Origin of the sequence: Fictibacillus marinisediminis, assembly GCF_023149135.1 — a bacterium.
GTDB classification, from domain to species: domain Bacteria; phylum Bacillota; class Bacilli; order Bacillales; family Fictibacillaceae; genus Fictibacillus_C; species Fictibacillus_C marinisediminis.
In genome coordinates, this window is record NZ_JAIWJX010000002.1 from 1,417,205 (window position 1) to 1,439,641 (window position 22,437).

21 protein-coding genes and 1 other annotated feature are annotated in these 22,437 nt (G+C 43.7%); of the genes, 16 read left to right on the plus strand and 5 right to left on the minus strand.

The annotated features are described in order from the left end of the window. Positions 1 to 17 precede the first annotated feature (17 nt). From rpiA to LCY76_RS07805, 14 genes are all read left to right on the plus strand, one after another. Positions 18 to 689 carry a ribose-5-phosphate isomerase RpiA gene (gene rpiA / locus LCY76_RS07740; RefSeq protein ID WP_248252156.1) on the plus strand — a complete coding sequence of 224 codons (672 nt, stop codon included), beginning with the start codon at positions 18 to 20 and terminating at the stop codon, positions 687 to 689. A gap of 344 nt (positions 690 to 1,033) precedes the next feature. Next, positions 1,034 to 1,264: a binding site (T-box leader), on the plus strand. A 53-nt stretch (positions 1,265 to 1,317) separates the two neighbouring features. Then, positions 1,318 to 3,237 (plus strand): threonine--tRNA ligase, encoded by a 1,920-nt coding sequence (gene thrS, locus LCY76_RS07745; protein WP_248252157.1) that lies wholly within the window; start codon positions 1,318 to 1,320, stop codon positions 3,235 to 3,237. A 689-nt stretch (positions 3,238 to 3,926) separates the two neighbouring features. Next, positions 3,927 to 5,279 carry an aspartate aminotransferase family protein gene (locus tag LCY76_RS07750; protein WP_248252158.1) on the plus strand — a complete coding sequence of 451 codons (1,353 nt, stop codon included), beginning with the start codon at positions 3,927 to 3,929 and terminating at the stop codon, positions 5,277 to 5,279. Positions 5,280 to 5,287: 8 nt separating this feature from the next. Next, the gene (locus tag LCY76_RS07755) at positions 5,288 to 6,817 is read left to right on the plus strand and encodes a pyridoxal phosphate-dependent decarboxylase family protein (protein WP_248252159.1); all 1,530 of its coding nucleotides are present in this window, start codon (positions 5,288 to 5,290) and stop codon (positions 6,815 to 6,817) included. Continuing rightward, positions 6,817 to 8,577, plus strand: coding sequence for an IucA/IucC family protein (locus tag LCY76_RS07760; RefSeq protein ID WP_248252160.1), 1,761 nt, complete (start codon positions 6,817 to 6,819; stop codon positions 8,575 to 8,577). The genes LCY76_RS07755 and LCY76_RS07760 overlap by 1 nt, the downstream gene beginning before the upstream one ends. A 22-nt stretch (positions 8,578 to 8,599) precedes the next feature. Then, positions 8,600 to 9,160: a GNAT family N-acetyltransferase gene (locus LCY76_RS07765; RefSeq protein ID WP_248254622.1), complete on the plus strand. Its 561-nt coding sequence runs from the start codon at positions 8,600 to 8,602 to the stop codon at positions 9,158 to 9,160. Then, complete coding sequence (locus tag LCY76_RS07770; RefSeq protein WP_248252161.1) at positions 9,126 to 10,466, plus strand: lysine N(6)-hydroxylase/L-ornithine N(5)-oxygenase family protein; 1,341 nt, start codon at positions 9,126 to 9,128, stop codon at positions 10,464 to 10,466. Before LCY76_RS07765 ends, LCY76_RS07770 begins: the two co-directional genes overlap by 35 nt. Beyond that, positions 10,445 to 11,605 (plus strand): MFS transporter, encoded by a 1,161-nt coding sequence (locus LCY76_RS07775; protein ID WP_248252162.1) that lies wholly within the window; start codon positions 10,445 to 10,447, stop codon positions 11,603 to 11,605. The genes LCY76_RS07770 and LCY76_RS07775 overlap by 22 nt, the downstream gene beginning before the upstream one ends. Before the next feature lie 26 nt (positions 11,606 to 11,631). Further along, the gene (locus LCY76_RS07780) at positions 11,632 to 13,431 is read left to right on the plus strand and encodes an IucA/IucC family protein (RefSeq protein WP_248252163.1); all 1,800 of its coding nucleotides are present in this window, start codon (positions 11,632 to 11,634) and stop codon (positions 13,429 to 13,431) included. Positions 13,432 to 13,700: 269 nt separating this feature from the next. Continuing rightward, positions 13,701 to 14,459, plus strand: coding sequence for a hypothetical protein (locus tag LCY76_RS07785; protein WP_248252164.1), 759 nt, complete (start codon positions 13,701 to 13,703; stop codon positions 14,457 to 14,459). A gap of 3 nt (positions 14,460 to 14,462) precedes the next feature. Then, positions 14,463 to 14,849: a GntR family transcriptional regulator gene (locus tag LCY76_RS07790; protein ID WP_053354978.1), complete on the plus strand. Its 387-nt coding sequence runs from the start codon at positions 14,463 to 14,465 to the stop codon at positions 14,847 to 14,849. Continuing rightward, positions 14,842 to 15,531, plus strand: coding sequence for an ABC transporter ATP-binding protein (locus LCY76_RS07795; RefSeq protein WP_248252165.1), 690 nt, complete (start codon positions 14,842 to 14,844; stop codon positions 15,529 to 15,531). Before LCY76_RS07790 ends, LCY76_RS07795 begins: the two co-directional genes overlap by 8 nt. Positions 15,532 to 15,545: 14 nt before the next feature. After that, positions 15,546 to 16,472 (plus strand): ABC transporter ATP-binding protein, encoded by a 927-nt coding sequence (locus tag LCY76_RS07800; protein ID WP_053354976.1) that lies wholly within the window; start codon positions 15,546 to 15,548, stop codon positions 16,470 to 16,472. Positions 16,473 to 16,476: 4 nt separating this feature from the next. Further along, entirely contained in the window at positions 16,477 to 17,406 is a 930-nt protein-coding gene (locus tag LCY76_RS07805) for an ABC transporter permease (protein ID WP_248254623.1), read from the plus strand. 184 nt (positions 17,407 to 17,590) lie between these two features. Here LCY76_RS07805 and LCY76_RS07810 read toward each other — a convergent pair whose 3' ends face one another. The 3 genes from LCY76_RS07810 to LCY76_RS07820 all read right to left on the minus strand — a co-directional run bounded on the left by LCY76_RS07810 (position 17,591) and on the right by LCY76_RS07820 (position 19,136). Then, a complete protein-coding gene (locus LCY76_RS07810; protein ID WP_248252166.1) occupies positions 17,591 to 17,740 on the minus strand; it encodes a hypothetical protein in 150 nt (49 codons plus the stop codon). 63 nt (positions 17,741 to 17,803) lie between these two features. Further along, positions 17,804 to 18,835 carry a glycosyltransferase family 2 protein gene (locus LCY76_RS07815; RefSeq protein ID WP_248252167.1) on the minus strand — a complete coding sequence of 344 codons (1,032 nt, stop codon included), beginning with the start codon at positions 18,833 to 18,835 and terminating at the stop codon, positions 17,804 to 17,806. Between the two features lie 37 nt (positions 18,836 to 18,872). After that, the gene (locus tag LCY76_RS07820; protein WP_053354974.1) at positions 18,873 to 19,136 is read right to left on the minus strand and encodes a hypothetical protein; all 264 of its coding nucleotides are present in this window, start codon (positions 19,134 to 19,136) and stop codon (positions 18,873 to 18,875) included. Positions 19,137 to 19,290: 154 nt separating this feature from the next. On the opposite strand from LCY76_RS07820, the gene LCY76_RS07825 reads away from it, so the two are divergent. Together LCY76_RS07825 and LCY76_RS07830 are read left to right on the plus strand one after the other, a co-directional pair. Continuing rightward, positions 19,291 to 19,917 (plus strand): LysE family transporter, encoded by a 627-nt coding sequence (locus LCY76_RS07825; protein WP_248252168.1) that lies wholly within the window; start codon positions 19,291 to 19,293, stop codon positions 19,915 to 19,917. A gap of 88 nt (positions 19,918 to 20,005) precedes the next feature. After that, positions 20,006 to 20,305, plus strand: coding sequence for a DUF5658 family protein (locus tag LCY76_RS07830; RefSeq protein WP_248252169.1), 300 nt, complete (start codon positions 20,006 to 20,008; stop codon positions 20,303 to 20,305). A gap of 32 nt (positions 20,306 to 20,337) precedes the next feature. On the opposite strand, the gene LCY76_RS07835 is transcribed toward LCY76_RS07830, so the two are convergent. Both LCY76_RS07835 and LCY76_RS07840 read right to left on the minus strand, forming a co-directional pair. Then, positions 20,338 to 21,609 (minus strand): DHH family phosphoesterase, encoded by a 1,272-nt coding sequence (locus LCY76_RS07835; protein WP_248252170.1) that lies wholly within the window; start codon positions 21,607 to 21,609, stop codon positions 20,338 to 20,340. Positions 21,610 to 21,846: 237 nt separating this feature from the next. Continuing rightward, entirely contained in the window at positions 21,847 to 22,419 is a 573-nt protein-coding gene (locus LCY76_RS07840; RefSeq protein ID WP_248252171.1) for an MEDS domain-containing protein, read from the minus strand. Positions 22,420 to 22,437: the final 18 nt, after the last annotated feature.

The window sequence follows — 22,437 nt, forward strand, 5'->3', positions numbered from 1 at the left end:
TAAAGGAGAAAACAATGATGAACGAAAAACAGATGGCAGGCGGAAAAGCTGCTGATTACATAGAAGATGGCATGACAATTGGTCTTGGGACAGGATCTACTGTCTATTTTATGCTTCAAAAGCTTGGGAAGAGGGTAAAGGAAGGACTCCAGATTAAGGGAGTATCCACTTCAGATTCCACAACACAATTAGCAAAGTCGCTTGATATACCGCTTATATCCATAAATGAAATCGACCAAATCGACCTTACCATTGATGGAGCAGATGAAGTAGACGCTGAATTGAATGGGATAAAAGGAGGAGGAGGCGCCCTGCTGTATGAAAAAGTAGTAGCGAGCATCTCTTCCAAAATCATTTGGATCGTTGATTCCGCTAAACTGGTTGAGTCATTAGGTACATTTCCCCTGCCAGTAGAGGTGCTGCCATTCGGATCTCATCAGGTTTTCCGTCTGTTTGAAAAAGAAGGGCTCCAGCCGTCTTTTCGAAAAAAGGAAGATGCTTATTTTATTACAGACAGCGGCCATTATGTGATTGATTTAAAAATGGAAAGTATCAAACATCCTGAAAAAACCGCTTCTTGGCTCGATGGAATCACAGGCGTAGTAGAACATGGTCTGTTCTTAAATATGGCTGACCTTTTGATCGTAGGAGAGGCTGGCGGGCCAGCCATCATTTATCGAAAGAAATAATAATTTTTCAAAAAATGATTGTATCAATGTGGATAATACTGTATATTCTATCTTAATAAAACTGAACGTTATGAAAAGCTTTGAAAGGAACATGAGTGATTCTGGCCGGTTGTACAGAGAGGAAGGGTGCTGAGAACTTCCCAACGCAGGAGATTCGCTTACCATCCATGAGCTGTATCGGTGAAATGAGACTAGCCTATACCGCAGCCGCTGCGTTAAAGCACTGGAGCCATCAATTCGTTGTAAAACCTCTTGATGGGAATCTGGGTGGAACCACGGGTAAAACGCACTCGTCCCTATTGCCGGGGATGGGTGCGTTTTTTCTTTTTCCTTTCCCGAAATAGAAAATAGCTGTGAACAGGGCAAGAATGACTCAAACCGGTTATACAGAGAGGGAAGGAAAGCTGAGAACTTCCTAACACAGGAGAGTGATTTACCGCCTGGGAGCTGAATGGGTGAAACTGGATTCCATTAGCCCATTCCGCATGAGCTGCGTTACAGCGAATGGAGCCGTCAATGGCAATTATGGCGGGAACCAGGGTGGAACCACGGGTATAAGCACGCTCGTCCCTAGATTAGGGATGGGTGTGCTTTTTGTTATTCAAAAACTAAATTGGAGGGTTATAAGATGAAAGAAAATCAGATCAGCATTCAATTTCCCGATGGTTCCGAAAAAAAGTACCCGTATGGTGTATCAATGGATGAAATTGCGGCTTCAATCAGTCCTGGTCTTAAAAAGAAAGCTGCAGCAGGAAGGATAGACAATGTCCTTTACGACCTGAGCTTCTCTTTAGAGAGGGCCGCGGCCGTAGAGATTTTAACACTTGATTCCGATGAGGGAATCAACATCATGAGGCATAGCGCTGCACATGTCCTAGCTCAGGCTGTTCAGCGGCTATATGACAATGTAAAACTTGGAGTGGGGCCGGTCATTGAGAATGGGTTTTACTATGACATGGATGTGCCGGTTTCGATCACACTTGAAGATCTACCTGCCATTGAAGCAGAGATGAACAAGATAATCAAAGAGAATAAAAAGATTGAGCGGATTGAGGTTTCAAGGGGAGAGGCAGAGGAATACTGGCGTGGAAAAGGGGATCATTTGAAGCTGGAATTGCTCAACGGTATCCCTGATGATGAAGAGATTACATTTTATAAACAGGGAGAGTTTATGGACCTTTGCCGAGGACCGCATCTTCCTTCAACTGGCCTTATTAAAGCCTTTAAGTTAACTTCTGTATCTGGAGCCTACTGGCGGGGCGATTCAGAGAATCAAATGCTGCAGCGGATCTATGGAGTTGCTTTTTCCTCAAAAAAGGAACTCGAAGAGCATCTTCTCTTTCTTGAAGAAGCAGCAAAGCGAGATCACCGCAAACTCGGAAAAGAGCTTGATCTGTTTATGTTTTCTGAAGAGGCTCCTGGAATGCCCTTTTTCCTGCCAAAGGGCCAGTTGTTAAGAAATGAACTGGAACGATTTTTGAGGGAATTTCAGATGAGTCACTCCTTTGAAGAAGTAAGGACACCGCTTATGCTGAATCAGCGGCTTTGGGAGCAATCAGGCCATTGGGATCATTACAAGGAAAATATGTATTTCTCACAAGTGGATCAGGCTGGTTTTGCCTTAAAGCCGATGAACTGTCCAGGGCATATGCTCATCTATAAAAACAAACGCCGGTCGTACCGGGATCTTCCCTTAAGACTCGCAGAATTCGGCCAGGTGCACCGGCATGAATTCAGCGGAGCGCTGAACGGGCTGCTGCGTGTAAGAACATTTTGCCAGGATGATGCCCATATCTTCGTTGCACCGGATCAAATTGAAAGCGAATTAGAGTCAGTGCTTGATGTCGTGGGTGAGGTGTACCGAACTTTTGGATTTCAATTCGAGGTTGAACTCTCTACTCGTCCAGAGGATTCGATGGGGGATGAGAGGCTTTGGGAAAAGGCAGAGAATGCCCTTGAAAATGTTCTGAAGAAAGCCGGATTGAATTACAGGATCAATGAAGGTGATGGTGCATTCTACGGTCCGAAGATTGATTTTCATATCCGGGATGCCATAAACAGAAGTCATCAGTGCGCGACAGTGCAGCTGGATTTCCAGATGCCTGAAAAGTTTGATCTGCATTATATTGATGAAAAGAATGAAAAACAGCGTCCGGTCGTTATTCATCGCGCGATTCTCGGTTCAATTGACCGTTTTTTAGGAATTCTGATTGAACATTATGCAGGTGCGTTTCCATTATGGCTGGCACCGGTCCAGGTGAAGGTTCTACCTGTGTCATTATTGCATCACCAGCCCTATGCAGAGGATGTGGTTCAGAGATTGAAATCTGCAGGAATAAGAGTAGAAGCTGATGTGAGAGAAGAAAAGCTGGGCTATAAAATCAGAGGAGCACAATTACAGAAAATACCCTTTATTTTAGTTGTCGGAGATGAAGAGATAAAACGCCAGGGTGTAAATGCCAGGAAATATGGAGAGGAATCTTCCGGTTTTATAGAAGTGGAACAGCTGATCAAACAGCTGCAGGAGAAAGTTGAAAATAGACAATAACCATAAAGAAGAGGAGTTTCTTATCATGCTAAAGGGGTGTGATGAGAAAGCGCCTCTTTTTTTTGTAATGGATGTGCGAAATCAGGTTATTTTAGGACAACCATTCAATTGGGAAGCAACATGGTCGTTTTTTATGAAAAAAAGAAGGATTTTGAGTAAATTTTCATGCTGTGGTCCTTAGCCAGATGGTTCAGTGGGGTATTTTGGCTTATTCAAGCTCTTTTGCGGAGGTATGAGCGCCAGACTAGTCCCTTATACCTGAAAAAATCGTAACGACATTTTTTTATTTTTAAATTTACAGGATTATTGTTCAAAAATACGGATTTATGATCAAAAAAATTAATTTATGTTCAAAATCCACTCATTTATGTTCAAACCGTTTATACGCGACATCATACGACAAAATTCGATGCATTTATTTTAGAAGAAACAATTTCAATAGGTCAAAAGTACCATTTCCGTTTCAGGTTAAAGTCTTTTTTTTTATAAAAGTAAGAATGACTTTGAAAGTACTGATATGCCGGGATTTTACAAGTATTGAAAGCCTGGACCGACTGAGAAGAATAAATTTTAGAATTAAGTGAGAATGGTTCTCAAGTATGATTGACGATGAGAATGGTTTTCATTTAGAGTTAGTCTTGTAAATAGTAATGAAAATCATTATCAATTAGAAAAAGGAGTTTTTATAGATGGTGACTAAGCAACTGTCCAGGAATGATATTTTTCTTCAACAGCAGGAACACCGGGAGTCAAATGCCAGGTCCTATCCCCGCAGAATTCCAATTGCAATCGAGGAAGCGGAGGGCATTTTTGTAAAAGACGCAGATGGAAAGAAATACTATGATTGCCTTGCCGGAGCAGGGACTCTGGCACTCGGACATAATCATCCTGTCGTGATCGAGGCGATTGAACAGGTTATCCGGGACAAGCGGCCTTTGCACACGCTCGATCTGACAACACCAATAAAAGAAGATTTCGTAACAGAACTTTTTGATAGCCTGCCGGGTGACTTTGCGAAAAGAGCCAAAATCCAATTTTGCGGACCAACCGGAGGAGATGCGATTGAAGCAGCGGTAAAACTATGCAAAACAGCAACCGGCAGACAGAGCATTCTTTCCTTCCAGGGGGGGTACCATGGCTCAACACACGGTACGATGGCATTGAGCGGTAATCTGGGGCCTAAGGAGAAAGTGAGAGGGTTAATGCCGGATGTTCACTTTTTGCCGTATCCATACACCTATCGCTGCCCATTTGGCGTTGGCGGAGAAGAAAGCCAGCGCATCAGTTCCCAATACATCGAAAATTTGTTGGACGATCCGGAAAGCGGTGTTCTTCCTCCAGCAGCGATGATCTTGGAGATCGTTCAGGGTGAAGGAGGAAGCATTCCGGCTCCTATCGAGTGGTTAAAGGAAATGAGAAGAATCACAGAAGAAAGAGGCATCCCGCTGATTATCGATGAGGTTCAGACTGGAATCGGAAGAACAGGGAAATTATTTGCATTTGAACACGCAGGCATCACTCCAGATGTATTGGTTCTCTCAAAAGCGATAGGTGGAAGCTTGCCGCTTTCGGTTGTTGTATATGATAAAAAGCTTGATCAATGGTCTCCGGGTGCGCATATCGGAACATTCAGGGGCAATCAGATGGCAATGGCTGCTGGAATGGCTTCCTTGCGGTATATCAAGGAGAATAACTTAGCTGCACATGCTGAAAAAATGGGAGATCTGTTCGTTTCAAAGCTTGCCAGCATTCAGCAGAAGTATCCTGAAATCGGAGAAATCAGGGGCAGAGGCTTGATGATCGGAGCTGAAATTGTAAATCCAAAAGGCAAGAAAGCAAACAGCGGCAGCCATCCTGCTCATCCATCCTTAGCCAGTGCCATTCAAAGGGAGTGCTTTAACCGTGGATTAATTCTTGAAGTAGGCGGGCGCCATGGCAGCGTTGTCCGATTCCTGCCTCCGTTGATTATTACAGAAGATCAAGTGCGGGAGATAACGGATATCTTTACCCAGGCGATCGAAGCTGCTGCGGTAAGGAAGTAGTTAGAAGCATGCTATCGGCTATAAATAAAAAAACGTTACCTGAATCAACACATGAAGATGCCTTTGACCGTCTATTTATCCATGAAAAAATCAGTGGCCAGCAAGCGTATCTCCAAGCTGTTGATGACACGAAAAAAATGATAGCAGACACAATACGCGTGATGAAGGTTCCATATTGCGGAGAAAGCGCTGCTTCAATTGAAGAGATGATCAGGGGGATGAGAATGGCCACAGAGGGAGGGGAAGACCTGCAGGAAGTCTTGAAAGATGTGGAGAAAATGCTTTTGCACAGCATTCAAGTTAATCACAAAGCATGCATTGCCCACCTCCATTGCCCGCCCCTCATACCTGCACTCGCTGCAGAAATGGTCATCAGTGCATACAATCAATCGATGGATTCATGGGACCAGAGTTCTGCGGCGACCTATCTTGAGGAGGAGCTGATTCAATGGCTCTGCCGCAGACTTGGGTTGGAAAGCAGAGCTGACGGCACGTTTACAAGTGGAGGGACACAATCCAACTATATGGGTCTGCTTCTGGCAAGGGACGCCTTCTGCGATAAACACTGGAATTGGAATGTCCAAAAGAAAGGGCTTCCCCCCAGTGCTGGCAAGCTTAGGATTCTCTGTTCAAAAGAAGCCCATTTTACTGTGAAGAAATCGGCGTCACAGCTCGGGCTAGGGGAGGAAGCTGTCATTCAAGTAGAGACGGACAGCTCCTGCCGCTTGTCTCTTACAGACTTGGAACAAAAACTGAGAAACTTGAAAACTGAGAATCTGCTGCCGTTCGCTTTAGTAGGAACATGCGGGACGACCGATTTTGGAAGCATTGATCCTCTCAATGAAATGGCTGATGCCGCCAGAACAAACGGTCTATGGTTTCATGTCGATGCTGCCTATGGGGGAGCACTGCTGCTAAGCAAGAATGAGTTTTATAAACTTCAAGGAATTGAGAGGGCGGATTCGGTCACGGCAGACTTCCATAAGCTGTTCTATCAGCCGATCAGCTGCGGAGCGTTCTTTCTGAAGGATAAACGGAATTTCAACTATCTTAACTATCATGCAGATTATCTGAATCCTGAAGAGGACGAACAGGAAGGCTTGCGGCATCTTGTAAATAAATCTGTGCAAACCACAAGAAGATTTGACGCGTTGAAGCTGTTTATGTCCTTACGTTCAGTCGGTATAAAGCAGTTTGGTGAGATGGTTGACCATACAATAGAGCTGGCTCTTCAAACGTCAAAGCAAATGCAGAAGTCAAGTGGCTTTACGGTGATCAATCCCCTTCCAGAATTGAATGCGATCGTTTTTCGGTATGAACACCCGGTCGTAAAAGATAATTGCGAGCTAAACAGAGAGATTCATAGAGCGATGCTGCATAGCGGAAAAGCAGTGCTCGCAAAAACGGTTCATAAAGGCCGGGTCTGCCTGAAATTTACACTGCTCAATCCAAGAACATCGATAGAAGATATCAAGGAAATGCTTCATGAGATCGAAGAATTAGGAGAGTCATTACATAGAAACGGAGGGCATCTGTAGTGAACAGCAAGCTGCTTGCAGAGCAAGCCACCATACAAAGCTTTCTTAACTGTTATTTGCGTGAAACAAAAGTTAAAGGAAAACCGGAAGATCAACCATTGATCAGTACATTGCATCATCAAAACATCGACCTTCTTATTCCAGTAAAGTACTGGTCACCAACAGGAAGGCACCTGTTTTCATTTCCGATCATGTTTCAGACAAAGGGAGGAGGCAAGCCTATTCCTGCGGATTACCTGAGCCTGGTTTCTCTCATTTCAAAAGAACTCCTTCTTCAGCAAGGAAGAGAAGATGCAGAAGATGAGCTCGTTCTAAGGGTCATTATGAGCTGCCAGAGCATGAAGGAGTACATCCAAAAACGGATGAAAGATGCGGGGAAACTGACAGAGAAGGACTTTACATTTATTGAAGCAGAACAATCTCTTATACTCGGACACCTCATGCATCCAACACCCAAAAGCAAACAGGGCATGTCACCTTGGGAAGAGCGAATTTACACGCCTGAATTAGAAGGGGAATTTCTGCTTCACTATTTTAAAGTTCATCGTTCCCTTGTCCTTCAAGAATCATCAGCCGCCATGTCTGCTGAAGAGATCGTTAGAACTATGATTCTTGACGATCCTGCCGTTTCTCATAATTTTGTGATGGAGCATTGCATGGATAAAGATTTCTGCCTTGTTCCTGCTCATCCGCTCCAGGCAAGAGAGCTTGTAAAACGGCCAGCTGTTCAACAACTGATGAAACAAAAGAAAATAATAGATATTGGGGAGGCGGGTATTCCTTTTACTCCCACTTCATCGTTGCGTACGGTATACAACAAAGCATCCCGGTACATGTTTAAGTTCTCTGTACCTGTAAAAATTACGAATTCGCTGAGAGCTAATAAGCCCAAAGAGCTTGAAAGAGGAGTAGAGGTCTCTCGTCTATTACAAACAGAAATCGGAGAAAAGCTGAAAGAGAGGTTTCCGGCGTTTCAGATCGTTAGAGATCCTGCCTGCTTGAATATAAATACGGGAGAAAAAGAATCCGGATTTGAAGTTGTCATCCGGGAGAATCCGTTTTATTGCAATGAGAAAAATATCAGCCTGATTGCAGGACTCTGCCAGGACCATCCTTATGGAGGAGAAAACAGACTGTATACGATTATAAAATCCTTAGCGGACGAAGAAAACAGAAGCGTGCAGGAGGTCAGCGAGGATTGGTTTCAACGTTATCTGTCACTGTCTCTTGAACCAATGCTCTGGCTGTATGAAAATTATGGACTGGCATTGGAAGCGCACCAGCAGAACTCTATTATCCAGCTCCAGGATGGATACCCTGCAGCCTTCTACTATAGGGACAACCAAGGGTATTACTATGCTGAATCGAAGGCACATGAGTTGAGGGACCTCCTTCCAGGCCTCAGCGGAAAAAGTGAAACGATATGTTCAGATGAAGTAGCGAATGAAAGGCTCAGGTATTATCTCTTTTTTAATCATCTGTTTGGGCTGATCAACGGATTTGGAACCGCGGGATTGGCGGATGAAAAGAAGCTTTTGGGACAGTTGAGGATTTCTCTCATGAAGCATACCAAATCAGCAGAACTCTCAAGCTCACTGCTCAAAAGTCTGCTGAACGAGCAAGAGCTTCCCTGCAAGGCCAATCTTCTAACGAGGCTATACGATAAAGATGAGCTGATCGGTTCGCTTGAAGATCAATCTGTTTACGTAAACGTGGAGAATCCAATTTTTCAAAAGGTAGGGATTCTTTATGAAGTATAGTTATGAAACCTTTGATGATGAGCTGAAGAACAAGATCTCTTTCCGGCGCGTTGATTTCAACGGAGATGCTGAGCTGCTTCATCAGTGGATGAATGAAGAGCATGTCATTCCGTATTGGAAGCTGAACGGCCCAAAAGAACAGTACTATCAGCATCTGCTAAGCGCTCTTCAAGATGAGCATCAAAAGCTGTATATCGGCTCCTTAAACGGCAGGGCAGTTAGCTATTGGGAAAGCTATTGGGTCAAGGGGGATGTGGTTGAAGAAGTGTACGAGGCAGATCCCTACGACCAGGGTGTTCATCTTTTGATCGGTGAAAAAGACTGCTTAGGAATGGGATACTCACTTTCGATGATCAAAGCGATGGTGAGATACCAGTTCCATGAACCGTACACTGCAAAGGTGATTGCTGAACCGGATATCCGCAACAAAAAGATGATTCATGTGTTTGAAAAGTGCGGGTTCAATCCTGTCCATCCGGTCACGCTCCCGGATAAGACAGCACTGTTGATGTTCTGTGACCGGAATGAGTTTCATAGGAGGTGGAAATATGAAGACAAACATTGGCTCCAGACCCATTTATGATGCTGTCGGAATCGGCATAGGTCCCTTTAACTTAGGATTGGCAGCTCTTGCCGAAGGTTCAGGGCTGGATTGTGTATTCTTTGAGCAAAAAAGTGAATTTCATTGGCATGAAGGGATGCTGATCAACGGAACAACCTTGCAGGTGCCTTTCCTGGCGGACCTCGTCAGTATGGCAGACGCAACGAACAAGTACAGCTTCCTTTCCTATCTTCAGCAGCATGAGCGGCTGTATCATTTTTACTTTCTTGAGAAGTTCCATATCCCAAGGAACGAATATAACCATTACTGCCAGTGGGCAGCCGAGCAATTGGATTCCTGCCGGTTCGGCATGAAGGTGGAAGATGTACTTCCATTTGGTTTTGAGGATGGTTTCCTCTATGAGGTTCATGTTCGAAATGAGACGAGTGGTGAGCTTGAAACGTATCTAGCACGGCATTTGGTGCTCGGCATCGGCACGAGGCCACATCTTCCTGCTTATGCAGAGGAGCCGGCAGGGAAACGAGTCTTTCATTCCGCCGAGTATTTAAAGAAAAAAGAGGAATGTCTTAACGCACGTTCTGTGACGGTGGTTGGATCGGGACAGAGTGCGGCAGAAATCTTTTTAGATCTTGCACGGGATATGGACTGCAATAATTCCCGGCTGAACTGGCTGACACGGTCCAGGGGGTTCTTTCCTATGGAATATTCCAAGCTTGGCCTCGAATATTTTTCTCCTGATTATATCGACTTTTTCTATCAACTCTCTCAGGAGAAAAAGGACAGGCTGCTGCTTGAGCAGGACCTTCTGTATAAGGGCATCAGTGCAGAGACCATTGGAGAGATCTATGATCTAATGTATGAAAAATCGGTGGGGAGCCAGTCTCCGAATTTCCTGCTGCAATCGATGACTGAGGTGACAGGAATAGAGCAGCAGGGTTCATCTCACGTGCTCCATTGCAGACATTGGATGACAGAAGATACCTTCGAGCTGGAATCAGATGTTGTCATTTTTGCGACAGGTTATAAGCCGGCTATCCCTTCTTTTTTTAAGAGCTTAGAGGAGTTCATTGAGTGGGATGAGCAAGGAAGGTTTCGGATCGAGAGAAATTACCGTCTAAAGACACATCTGCTAACGAAAAATGAGATCTTTATTCAAAACGGCGAGATGCATACGCATGGAGTCGGTGCACCTGATCTCGGACTTGGAGCTTACCGGAATACGGTCATCCTGAATGAGATGGCACAGGAGACTTTGTATCCAGTATCAAAAAAGAACGTTTTTCAAAACTTTCAAGGTGGAGAGCGATGCGTTGCTTTACTCCGTTAGCACGGATTGCTTTATACTCCTGTGTGTTTCTGTTCGTCTTTACTGAAGTGCTGTTTTCGCCGTTCTATCCACAATTTTTTCAAAAGGTGTTTGGAGTTACTGACCTTCATTTTACAGGAACATACCTTTTTATGTGCCGTCTGGCAGTTGTTGCAGCATCACCTCTATGGGGTTGGCTCTCCAAAATAGTGGAGAGCAGGAGACTGCTGCTCATAGGACAGGCCGGAACCGCTATATCGTGCGGCATGATGGCGATATCATCGAATGAAATTCAATTTATGATGTGGTCTTTGGTGCTGCTTCTCTTTAAGAGCAGCTATCTGCTTTTGTATAAGTTCTTGATTCAATCGGCACAAGATCAAAAAGCAGTTTCTGCATACTACCACGGTCTAACGCAATGTGCCGCGGCGGGAGCTGCTTTGGCCAGTTCATGGCTGATCCAACTTCAAAATCCGCTTGCTGTATTCTGGTGGATCGGCGGATTGGATCTGCTGCAGGCCATCATTTGCCTGGCTGTTTTTTCCAAGGCAGCTCCCTTCTCATCCTCAGCACGTTCTGCCAGGAAAAGAGGAGATCTTCGTTTCTTGATCAAGCTTGCTATTACGGTTTTTACATTGCATTTTGCGGTTGCTTTAATCAGGCCTTTGTTTACCGTATATACTGAAGCAGCATATGGAAGCTCCTACTGGGAGAGCTCGTTCTTGTTCCTTTTGCCAAGCGTTATGACATTGGGTGCCCTGCCTGTAATGAAAAAGCTGAAATCAGAAAACTTGCAGAGAATGTATATGATTTCGGGGGCAATGGTACTCATCTCAATCATCATGCAGGGAGCAAGTTCAACGGTCGTACTGTTCACGGCCAGCCGCTGTCTATTTGGATTTTTTCTGGCGATCTGTCTGGCTAGTCTGGATATGAGCCTGTTTCAGAAAGGAAGAGAGGCAGGACATCATTACGGATTAATTTTCTCGTGTCAAAACCTTGGCTTGCTGCTGGCTCCAGTCAGTGTGCCAGCACTGGCTGAGAATGGAGCATCATCTGTACCTTTTTGGGCAGCGGGATTGATTCTAGCTGTTCATTTGCCTGCAGCATTTGTTGCTTTCGGCTGGCAGCCATCCAAATCGCGAACCAAAGCTGCTTAAGGATGTCAATAATAGGAGGAGACGTAATGTTATTTAAAGAAGAACTCGGCAACCATTTGAACAAAAAAAATTGGTTTCAAGCCAATCAAAGGCTGTTGGCAAAAATGATTTCAGAATATATGTATGAAGATATGCTCGTACCGGAAAGGGTGGAGGGCGCTCATTATATTTTAACGGTAAGCGGCTATGTTCACTACCGGTTTGAAGCGGAGGCAAGATTGTTTGACAGTTACTCAGTCCATGAGGGTTCAATTGAACGGTACAGCGACGGAAGCTGGGAACAGGCGGAAAGTGCGGTGCAGTTCATTCTTGACATTCAGCACTTGATTAGAATGTCCTCCGAAACAGCGGGACATTTGATTAAGGAACTGAATGCAACACTGCTGGCAGATGTGAATCTGATCAGTAAGAAAACAAAGACAGCGGATGAGCTTGCAGAACTGGACTATGCGGAGTTGGAGGGGGAGATGACGGGACATCCGTGGATCACGTACAACAAAGGCCGAATCGGTTTTGGGTACGATGATTACTTGAAGTTTGCTCCAGAGAATCAGCGGGTAACCACCCTCTCCTGGCTGGCCGTAAGAAAGCATCGGGCTTCGTTTCAGTCGGTGAACGGACTCCGTTATGAATTTCTGATTGAATCTGAACTCGATGAGCGTACCCGAGATGTTTTTGAGAACGTGCTTCGTGAAAAAGGGGTTTCTAAAGAAGAATATTTCTTTATGCCGGTCCATGAATGGCAATGGAAGAACATAATCATTCAGCATTTTCCGGAGGATCTCGCCAATGACCATTTCATTCCGCTTGGCGAAGGGCCGGATGTTTATCTTCCTCAGCAGTCCATCAGGACGTTTGTGAATACGGATCATAAGCATAAACATCATGTGAAGCTTCCAATGAGCATTCTTAACACGCTCGTATATCGGGGGTTGCCTGCTGAACGGACGCTGATCACACCAAGAATCACTGAATTTATCAAAGGCATTGCAGAGAAAGACTCTTTCTTAAAAGATACATGTGAAGTGATCCTGCCGGGTGAAATCGCCAGCTTGAATGTTGATCAGCTTTCCTTCCAGCAACTGAAAGGAGCGCCATATCAGTACTTGGAAATGCTCGGTGTCATTTGGAGAGAGAGTATTCACACGTATCTGAAAGATGGTGAAAAAGCGATCACACTCGCAGCTCTCACACACAGCGACCTGGAGGGAAAGCCGTATGTCCAAAGCTTGATGGAAAAATCCGGGCTGTCGCCTGAAATATGGATCAAGCAGCTGTTCCGTACGATTCTGCCGCCGCTGCTGCATTATCTTTATCAATATGGTACTGTCTTTTCACCGCACGGCCAGAACACGATTTTGGTGCTGAAGGATCATCAGCCCCACCGGCTGGCGATTAAGGATTTTGTTGATGACGTTAATATAAGTGACCAGCCATTTACAGAGCTTGCGGGACTTGAAAATGAGCTGAAAGCTGTTTTGCGCAGTGAGCCTCCTGAAGGTTTGACGCAGTTTATTTTCACCGGCTTGTTCATTTGCCACTTGCGTTATTTATCCGATCAGCTGGTAAAAAACCACCTATTGGATGAACGGGAATTTTGGAAGCTGCTCGCTGAAGAAATTTATGCTTATCAAGATCGGTTCCCAGCCCTCAAGGACCGTTTCGAGCTGTTTGATTTCTTTAAACCGCAGATGACCAAACTTTGTCTTAATCGAAATCGGATGGTCGATTACGGTTATGGTGATGGTGAAGATCGTCCGCATGCCTCAGAATTTGGAAAAGTAAACAATGCATTAAGCCTTTTCTCAAGGCAGGAAGCGAAATAAATAGGTAATGTGGAGAGAACCGGCGATCTTTTACGAAGATCAGCCGGTTTTTTTGTTTGGCAGGTAGCTTTACATAAGAAATACTGTCCAGAAATCCCAAAATACTGTCCAAGAGCGGAATTTTACTGTCCAAAACCCCAATAATACTAGCCAAACCGATATTACGGTAAACTACCTCGAAAAATGGGTTTGACATTTTCTTGAATACCGGTGTATTATATCACTAGTACACTAGTTCGTTCGAACAATGTGAAAGGGAGGACTGTTTAATGAACCCTTGGTTGGGACAATTAAAAAAAGAATACAGGTTGGGAAAAGGCGGGGCGCTCGGTGCTTTAATTGCTTTGCTTTTATATTTGGGGCTTGGAGTGTATACAGCATGGAGGATGGGCAAACCTGAAACCTTTTTTGCATTTTGTGCGTTTGCGGTGATGATGCATGTAGTCTATATGGCAGGATATTTATGTGTGAGTTACTTTCTCGAGCAAAAAACACTGCATATATGGCTGCAGACCCCGCTTTCTGTAAGTAAGCTGCTGTTGGCAAAGCTGGTTAATGGGTTGGGGGCTCTTGCACTTTCATTATTCATTACTAGCGTTGTAACACTTATTGCCGGAACGATGGTAATGGACATTTTTCAATTCAATTCGGATATGACATGGTCTGATGTCATTTACATTGGCACCTTTCTAGTCATTCATATCCTGCTTATTTCTTTCTACATTGGACTAGGTTTAACGTTTTTGTGGGCGATTTATCTCGTAACCACAAAAAACCTCGGTAAAGTAAGCGGATGGGTAATCGGGCTCGGAGTCTTTTTCTTTGGGCCGTGGCTTCTCGCAAAATGGGAAGACACCAAATTATTTGATGCTCTTTTTATCTGGGGTAAAGTCAACCTTAAGTATAGCGACTTCGTATATGGAGTCTTTAAGCACGTTTATATTGGCTATTATTTTTATCATCTGCTTTTGGCAATTGTACTATTTCTTGCAGCCAGCTGGTTAATCGAACGAAAAGTTGAGGTGTAGCACATGGCAGACGATTTTAATGCATCCAAACCGATATACATGCAGCTCGCCGACCGGATTAACCGCCAAATTCTTCGTAAAGAACTGGTAACCGGGCAGAAGCTGCCGTCTGTCAGAGAGATGGCGATCCAGTCGGGAGTCAACCCGAATACTGTTCAGCGAACCTACAGTGAATTAGAAAGGATGGGTAGTGTGGAATCAAAAAGGGGTCAAGGGACGTTTGTAACGGAAAACCAATCAGTATTAAACGAACTTCGGCAAAATTTGAAAAAAGAGCAGATTTCATCCTTTTTTGCCGACATGAAAGAAATGGGATTTTCAGCAGAAGAAATGATGGCAGGCTTACAAGAGTTCATCTCATCCGAAGAAAGCGGTGAACAGCGTGATTGAATTTAAGAATGTGACCAAGAAATATAGAAACCATCGTGCAGTGGATAACCTTTCGCTGTCATTGCCGCAGGGGAAAATCATCGGAGTTGTAGGGGAGAACGGCAGCGGGAAGTCAACAACGCTGAAATTAATCTCTGGACTAATCCGGCCTTCTAAGGGCAGTGTATCAGTTGATGGGGAGGAAGTGTCCCGTAATATTAGCAGAAAAGTTTCCTATCTTTCAGAACTGGATACGTATTATTCCTTTTATACCGTTGGAGAAACGATTGATTATTACGCATCCATATACAGTGATTTTAACCGCAGCAAGGCGGAAGAAATTCTGGACTATATGAAGCTCGACCGCAGCAAAAAAGTGAAGAACCTCTCCAAAGGAAACCGGGGCCGGTTAAAGATCGCTGTCACACTGGCGAGAGAAGTCCCCGTGATTCTCATGGATGAACCGCTGTCTGGGCTGGATCCTATGGTAAGGGATTCCATTGTGAAAGGTCTGCTGTCTTTTGTAGACTTTGAAACTCAAACCATCATTATTACAACACACGAGATTAAAGAGATTGAACCTATTCTTGATCTGGTCGTCTTAATTAAAGATGGAAGGGTACTCCGCATGGAAGACGTAGAGGAAATCCGGATCCATCAGAATGTGTCCATCGTGGAATGGATGAAGAAAGAATATGAGTAATGGAGGGGAAGACAATGAGCAGAAAACCTTTGGTAGAACTGCAAGATGTGAAGAAAAAGATTGGGAAGAAAGAGATCATTCACGGATTATCGTTTGATATTTATGGGGGAGAAGTGTTTGGTTTCCTCGGACCGAATGGGGCTGGGAAGACGACAACCATTCGTATGATGGTTGGATTAATGAAGCTCAGCGGCGGGAAAATTTTAATTAACGGTAAAAATATTGAGACGGAATACAAGAAGGCGATTTCTCATATTGGTGCTATTGTTGAGAACCCTGAAATGTATAAGTTTCTTACGGGTTACCAAAACCTCATCCATTATAGCCGCATGGTGAAATCGGTAAGCAAGACAAGGATTGCACAAGTGGTAGAACTGGTCGGATTAACAGATCGGATTCATGAAAAAGTAAAAACCTACTCGCTTGGGATGCGCCAGAGACTGGGTCTTGCACAGGCTTTGCTTCACTCTCCATCTGTTCTGATTTTAGATGAACCGACGAACGGTTTGGATCCAGCAGGTATCAGGGAAATCCGCCACTATCTTCGGGAACTGGCTGAGAAAGAAGGCATTGCTGTTATCGTATCGAGTCATCTTTTATCCGAGATGGAGCTCATGTGCGACCGGATTGCTATTATTCAGCACGGAAAACTGATCGGCGTTCAGAGCACGAAGGAATTCGTGGAAAGCGGCAGAACGAGAAAAGTGCGATTCCTTGTGGATGAAGTGGCTGCGGCACGCCATGCCGTGAGCCATCATGTGAAGGCTGAAAGGATATCTCTTGGCAATGGCTATATTGAGGCAGAGATGGAAAGAGACCTGATACCAGAGGTGACAGCCACTCTTGTGGTTGAAGGACTAAAAGTCTATGGAATCTCATCAGAAACGAAAACGCTGGAAGATAAATTCTTGGAAGTGACGGGAGGAAAAGAGATTGTCTAACTTCATGGGATTGATCCGCAATGAAAATTTGAAAATATACCGGCGTATCGGAAATCTGATCATGCTTGCTTTGCTTATCGGTTTTATCGGCCTGAGCGGAATCATCACAAAAACAGAAAAGTCGGCACCGGTAAAAGACAACTGGAAACAGGAACTTAAAGCAGAAAATGCATCCATGGAAAAGACGCTGAAAAAAGAGCCGATGTTGAAGAAGCATAATGAGCGTTTGATCGCGATCAACGAGTATCGTATCTCCCATAATATCAAGCCGCTGGAAACTAAAAATCAATGGTCGTTTGTTAGTGAAAGCCCGGATGCGATTCAGTTTATCTTAATCTTTACCATTATAATAGCGGGCGGTATGGTTGCCAGTGAATTTTCATGGGGGACGATTAAGCTGCTTCTGATTCGTCCTGTAAGCCGAACGACCATACTCGCTTCCAAATACATTTCTACTCTTCTTTATGCACTGTTGATGATTCTCATCACGTTTGTTGTATCATGGCTTCTTGGCGGAGTGCTCTTTGGGTTCGAAGGAAGCCCTCAGTCCTATCTCAGTTATATGGATGGTAAAGTCGTAGAGGAAAACATGATTTGGCACATGTGGAAAGAATACGGCTTTGCGAGCATCATGCTGCTCATGATGGCTACCTTTGCCTTCATGATGTCCACCGTATTCCGCAACAGTTCGCTTTCGATCGGTTTTTCTATCTTCTTATCGCTTTCAGGCACACTGATCGTTAACTTCTTTTCTAAGTATGACTGGGTAAAATATATATTGTTCGCTAATGTGGATTTAAAGCAGTATTTTGATGGAACACCTTTCATCAAAGGGATGACCCTGAATTTTTCATTGACGGTACTTGCAGTTTACTTCGTCATCTTCATTGCGCTTACCTGGATTGTATTCAAGAAACGTGACGTGGCTGCTTAATTAAAAAGCTAATCAGCCGGTTCTTATCATCGCCAGCGATCACCACTTATTATTGGAGAAAAGACTTGAGGGTTTCTTTTAAGCATCAGTATGCGATGCCCAATATGCAAGAAAATCAACAATATGCTTTAATAATGCCAATTAAAAATAAGAAAGCTGGCGCAATGGATATGCGCCAGCTTTCTTATTTTTCATCCTTCACGGCATCGTTTAATTTTCTAGTGTTTCCTTTGGCATTTATGAATTCAAGAACCTGATTAAGTCCATCGGTGTTATTTGCTGTATCCTGGTTGATTTCAAGGCCTGTCTTTTCTGAGTTATTCTTCTTATTCATTATCATCAAACCTCCCTTCTTATCCTTTCCCTTCGGTGGTGGATGCTACACGTATTGAGCGAGTCAGGAAAGCTTTCTGCTCGACCTCAGCCGGGTACGAAGCGGTGTGGCAGAGGGTTTTTTGGGTTGTGTTGTATTTCTGATAAGGCCGCTGTCTATACCATAACGCGGCCGGTGCTTTACCTCTTTAAATACTTTTCCAACATATTCCCCAACAAGTCCGATTCCCATCAGCTGAAGACCCCCAATGAACCAGATGGACAGGATGATGGATGTCCAGCCCGGTACAGTGTATCCGTTAAACTTCTGAACTAAAGCGAAAATCCCTGCGATTGCACTGAACACTAAGAATAAGAAGCCGGAAATGGTCAAGAAGCGGATTGGCTTGATGCTGAATGATGTAATTCCGTCGAACGCAAAGGCGAGCATTTTCCGAAGTGGATATTTCGATTCTCCTGCAGCTCTTTCTTTCCGGTCATAATAAACTTCTGCTGAAGAAAAGCCGAGAAGGGGGACGACCCCGCGCATAAAGAAATTTCTCTCCCGGTACCGTCCAAGTTCTTCTAACGCTCTTTTGCTCAGCAGCCGGTAATCGGCATGGTTATAGATGAGTTCGACGCCCATCTTTTCCATAACTCTGTAAAACCATTGAGCAGTATGCCGTTTGAAAGCGGTGTCGTTTTTCCGTTCTCTTCGTATGCCGTAAACTACATCATGACCTGCGCGATACTTGTGGATGAATTGCCGTATCGCCTGCACATCGTCCTGCAAATCAGCATCGATTGTGATAATGCAGTCAGAATAGGCTTTTGCCGTATCCATTCCAGCAAGGAGGGCATTCTGGTGACCGGCATTCTTCGCCAGTTTAATTCCGTTCGCATGGTGGTTTGTTTTATGTAAAGCGGTAATAAGCTCCCATGTTTTGTCCATGCTTCCATCATCTACAAAGAGAATGCTGCTTTCTGGAGAAATAAGAGTTTCTGAAATCATTTCTTTGAGTATGGATGTCAGTTCCCTTGCGGTGATCATGAGCACTTCCTCTTCGTTATAGCAAGGAACCACAATCGTCAAGACGGGCAATCGATTACTGTTCATTCTATGGTAAAGACCTCCTTATTTCTCATCTCTTCGCTTACTCGTAACGGGTGGCTTCAATGGCATTTGTCGTTTCTTGTAAATGACGGAGATGTTCACGGGCATGAAAAAGCCTCTTTGTCTGTTCCTCTGTCAATCCATCCGTTTGTCGGGATTGCTGAACCATTTCGTGGGCATATTCCAGCAATTGTTTCGCCTGCTGGAATTCTTCGGGATTGTTGTTTCCTTGTGATTCTTCAATGGCTTTTCTTGCATTTTCTACGCACTCTAAAGCATTGCTGTATAGGTTTTGATGATCCATCGGCCGACTCCTCCTGTTATTTTTCTTATTCTTAACATGTGTTTTGGAGAATTTTGTTATACGTTTATGCCTTAAATCCCATCACAAAAAAGGCGTACAAGTTCTGATAGCTGAATAAACTTGTACAAACAGAAATTACAGGCGGAGGTTTTCAGTGGGGATCTTACTTAAATACATGCTTTTAGGATTGTCGTTGGCCGCTCCAATTGGACCAATTAATGCTGCACAGATGGATAAAGGTATACGAAGCGGTTTCTGGCATGCCTGGATGGTGGGACTTGGAGCAACGACAGCAGATGCAATCTACATGGCTCTTGTTTATATGGGATTGGTTCATTTTTTGGATGCTCCAGTCATCAAAGCCTTTCTCTGGCTGTTTGGGTGTTTTGTTTTAATCTATACAGGCATTGAAAGCTTTCAAAGTTCTGGAGTGATGGTTCTTTCAAAAAAGCAGGGAAGCGAAAAAAAATGGAGATGTTTCTTATCCGGCTTTTTCATGTCACTGACCAATCCTCTGACTATTCTTTTTTGGCTTGGCATTTATGGTTCTATTCTGGCTGAGACAGCGGCGACTTATCATAAACAGCAGCTTTTTCTGATCAGCGGGGCGATTTTCAGCGGAATTTTGCTTTGGGATTTTACGATGGCTCTTGTAGCCAGCAGTTTCAGGCGGTATTTGGCAGATTCCTTGCTTAAATTGATCTCGCGTATATCTGGCCTTTCACTTATCGGCTTCGGCTGTTATTTCGGATATCAGGCCTTTAAATTTTTATGGAATTAGGCAGTGGCTTATTGAGAAGATAATATAGAGGATCATTTGGGTATACAATGGTAGAGAAGGGAGATGAGTCAATGGGTGTGGCAGGAAGTTGAGACTCTATAAATGGATTTGCTATTTACTTGCATTATTCAATCTGGCTGATGCTTTCCTGACCTACAGGCTTCTGAAGCACGGCGGGGAAGAATTAAACCCGGTCATGCGGCTTCTCTTCGATTTTCATCCATTTGCCTTTATAGCGGTGAAAATTTTGTTTTCGTTCCTTGTTCTGCTTTTGTCTTTTTTACCGCTTCGCAGCAAGATAAAGTTTTTTGTTTACATTGCATTTTTTGTCTACCTTTTAATCATGGGCTGGCATATCTACATACTGCTGGTTTTGTCCATGCAATAAAGAAGCGCACAGATTCAGTCTGTGCGCTCGTTTTATGATTCCTTGATAAAGAAGGATCGATGCTTCTCCATTATTTCTTTGTAATCTGAAATTACTTTTTCCTGAGAAATCCCAAGACTGGAACTGATGTAGTCTATATACTTTTCATCTGGCATAAGCCATGAATTGTACTGGCGTTTCAAGTAATTTTCTGCAGACTGGAATTCCTCAAATGATTTCGGTACGGGAAGGCTGTTATGAATAAGCTTCCATTGTTTGTTGTTTGTTTGAAAGAGGTTTGTAATTTCTCTATTGTAATTAATAAATAGTGTACCATAGACATTTTCTCGCACGTTCCATTCATTGTCGTGTGCATCACGACGTCTTGGCGGAATCTCAAAGGCAGGAAGAACGAAGCGCTGGAATCCTTCGGGTGTCAGTGTGCATCCAGAGGCTTTCGGATGTCCGCCGCCACCGAACTGTGCTGCATATTTAGACACGTCGACGTGGTCATAAATCGTACGGAAACCGGCTCTTTTTCCGCCGATGTTTAAGATCACGATCAGATCAAGATGCGGATTTTCGCGGTTCAGTTCATTGCCAAGCTCTGAATGATGGCTTTCCGCATGGACGATTCCGATCCGATACGGTTCCCCGCCAGTCTTGTAAACCGTATCCCATGTTTCAGCCATTTGTCGTTGCTTTTTCTTAATATACGCTTTTCGGCTGTCTTCTTCGAGCTGAAGGATCGTTTCTTCCGTTTCGGAAAAATGGAAGTGTTCTTCTGTTTTTAACCGTTCCAGCATATTTTTTTCAAATTCACCCGGTGGCAGCAAAAAGAAAAGGTCGTTTAGACGCTTGGCATTTTCGTTTTCATTCTCAAACCATTCCCATGTATCATACTGTCTGACGAGCTCTACAAATTCTTTTAATGCTCCTTGGTCCTTCAACAGCCCTTTCTTTATAAAGTGTTCATAAAGGAGAGAGGTAGCAGAGGTGAGCTTGCCATCCTCTTGTTTTGTCTGAACAAGACCCCATTCAAATTTATTGAATTGATCGGCAGTTACATGATGATCGATGAGCTGCACTTCTCGCCCGCTTTCGTACCGTGTCTGAAGTTTTCCAGCGAGTTCATCATTTACTGCAATATCCGTTATGTATACCGGTTTATTTTCCTGCTCTGGATCAAGCAAAAAATCAGAAACACGGCGATTAATATTATCATGCGAGCAGTAAAACGTTTCTACATTTTCTTCTCCCAATGCAAGCATGGCAACGATGCCGCATGACTTCCCATCAAGGTCATTATGTGAAAAAAGTTTCATTTCACTAACGCCTCCTTTCTCAATTCCATATTCAATAGTATAGGCACGAGCCCTTTCTTTCAACCGAAAAAAGGATTTTTCTCACAGCCGCAGAAATAATAGTGGGTTGTCCGTCATTTTTACAGGTGAAAGGAAGAAAAAATGTTAAAGTTAAATAATACATTGATGAATTTCTAAAAGGATAGGAAAGGGCGATATATAAAACACGCTTAGGATGATTTCCTAAGCGTGTTTCTATTATTTCACATCAATCATTGGCTGGTATTGTTCGGAGACGATGAAATCATCCTCCATTAAAACGTAAGGATGTGTTTCCATTAAAATCGTTTTGAGGTAGTCTGGCATTCTCTCTCCTTCGTATGCACAAATTAATGGGAATGACAGCTGCTTTACAGCTTTGTCTACTATTTTTTCAAAATCTTCTATTAGATGAAGAGGATCTTCCATCGTGGCCCACTCCACATGTGCCCATGAACGGAAAGAGATTTTCTTTTCCACATATGGCTGTACCGTTTTATTGAAGTAATCAAAGATTGCAGGAGGATGATAACTGCCACTTGAATAATAGAAATCGAAATTGTTTACTCGGTGAACGAATTCCATTTGATCTTTCGTTAACCTTGTGCTCAGTTCTTTGTGAATCATACGGTAAAAACGCTCATTTTCAATAAGAATAACGTAATCTCCCGCCACAACGCCATCTTGGATAAAACTTACAACTTGTTCAATATAATTCTTCATTCCATTATAGGAATACAGCACATGAACACTCTTTTGGTCCTCAAACAACTGGTTCATTTTGCTCTTCAAGTAATCACCCCTTCTTTC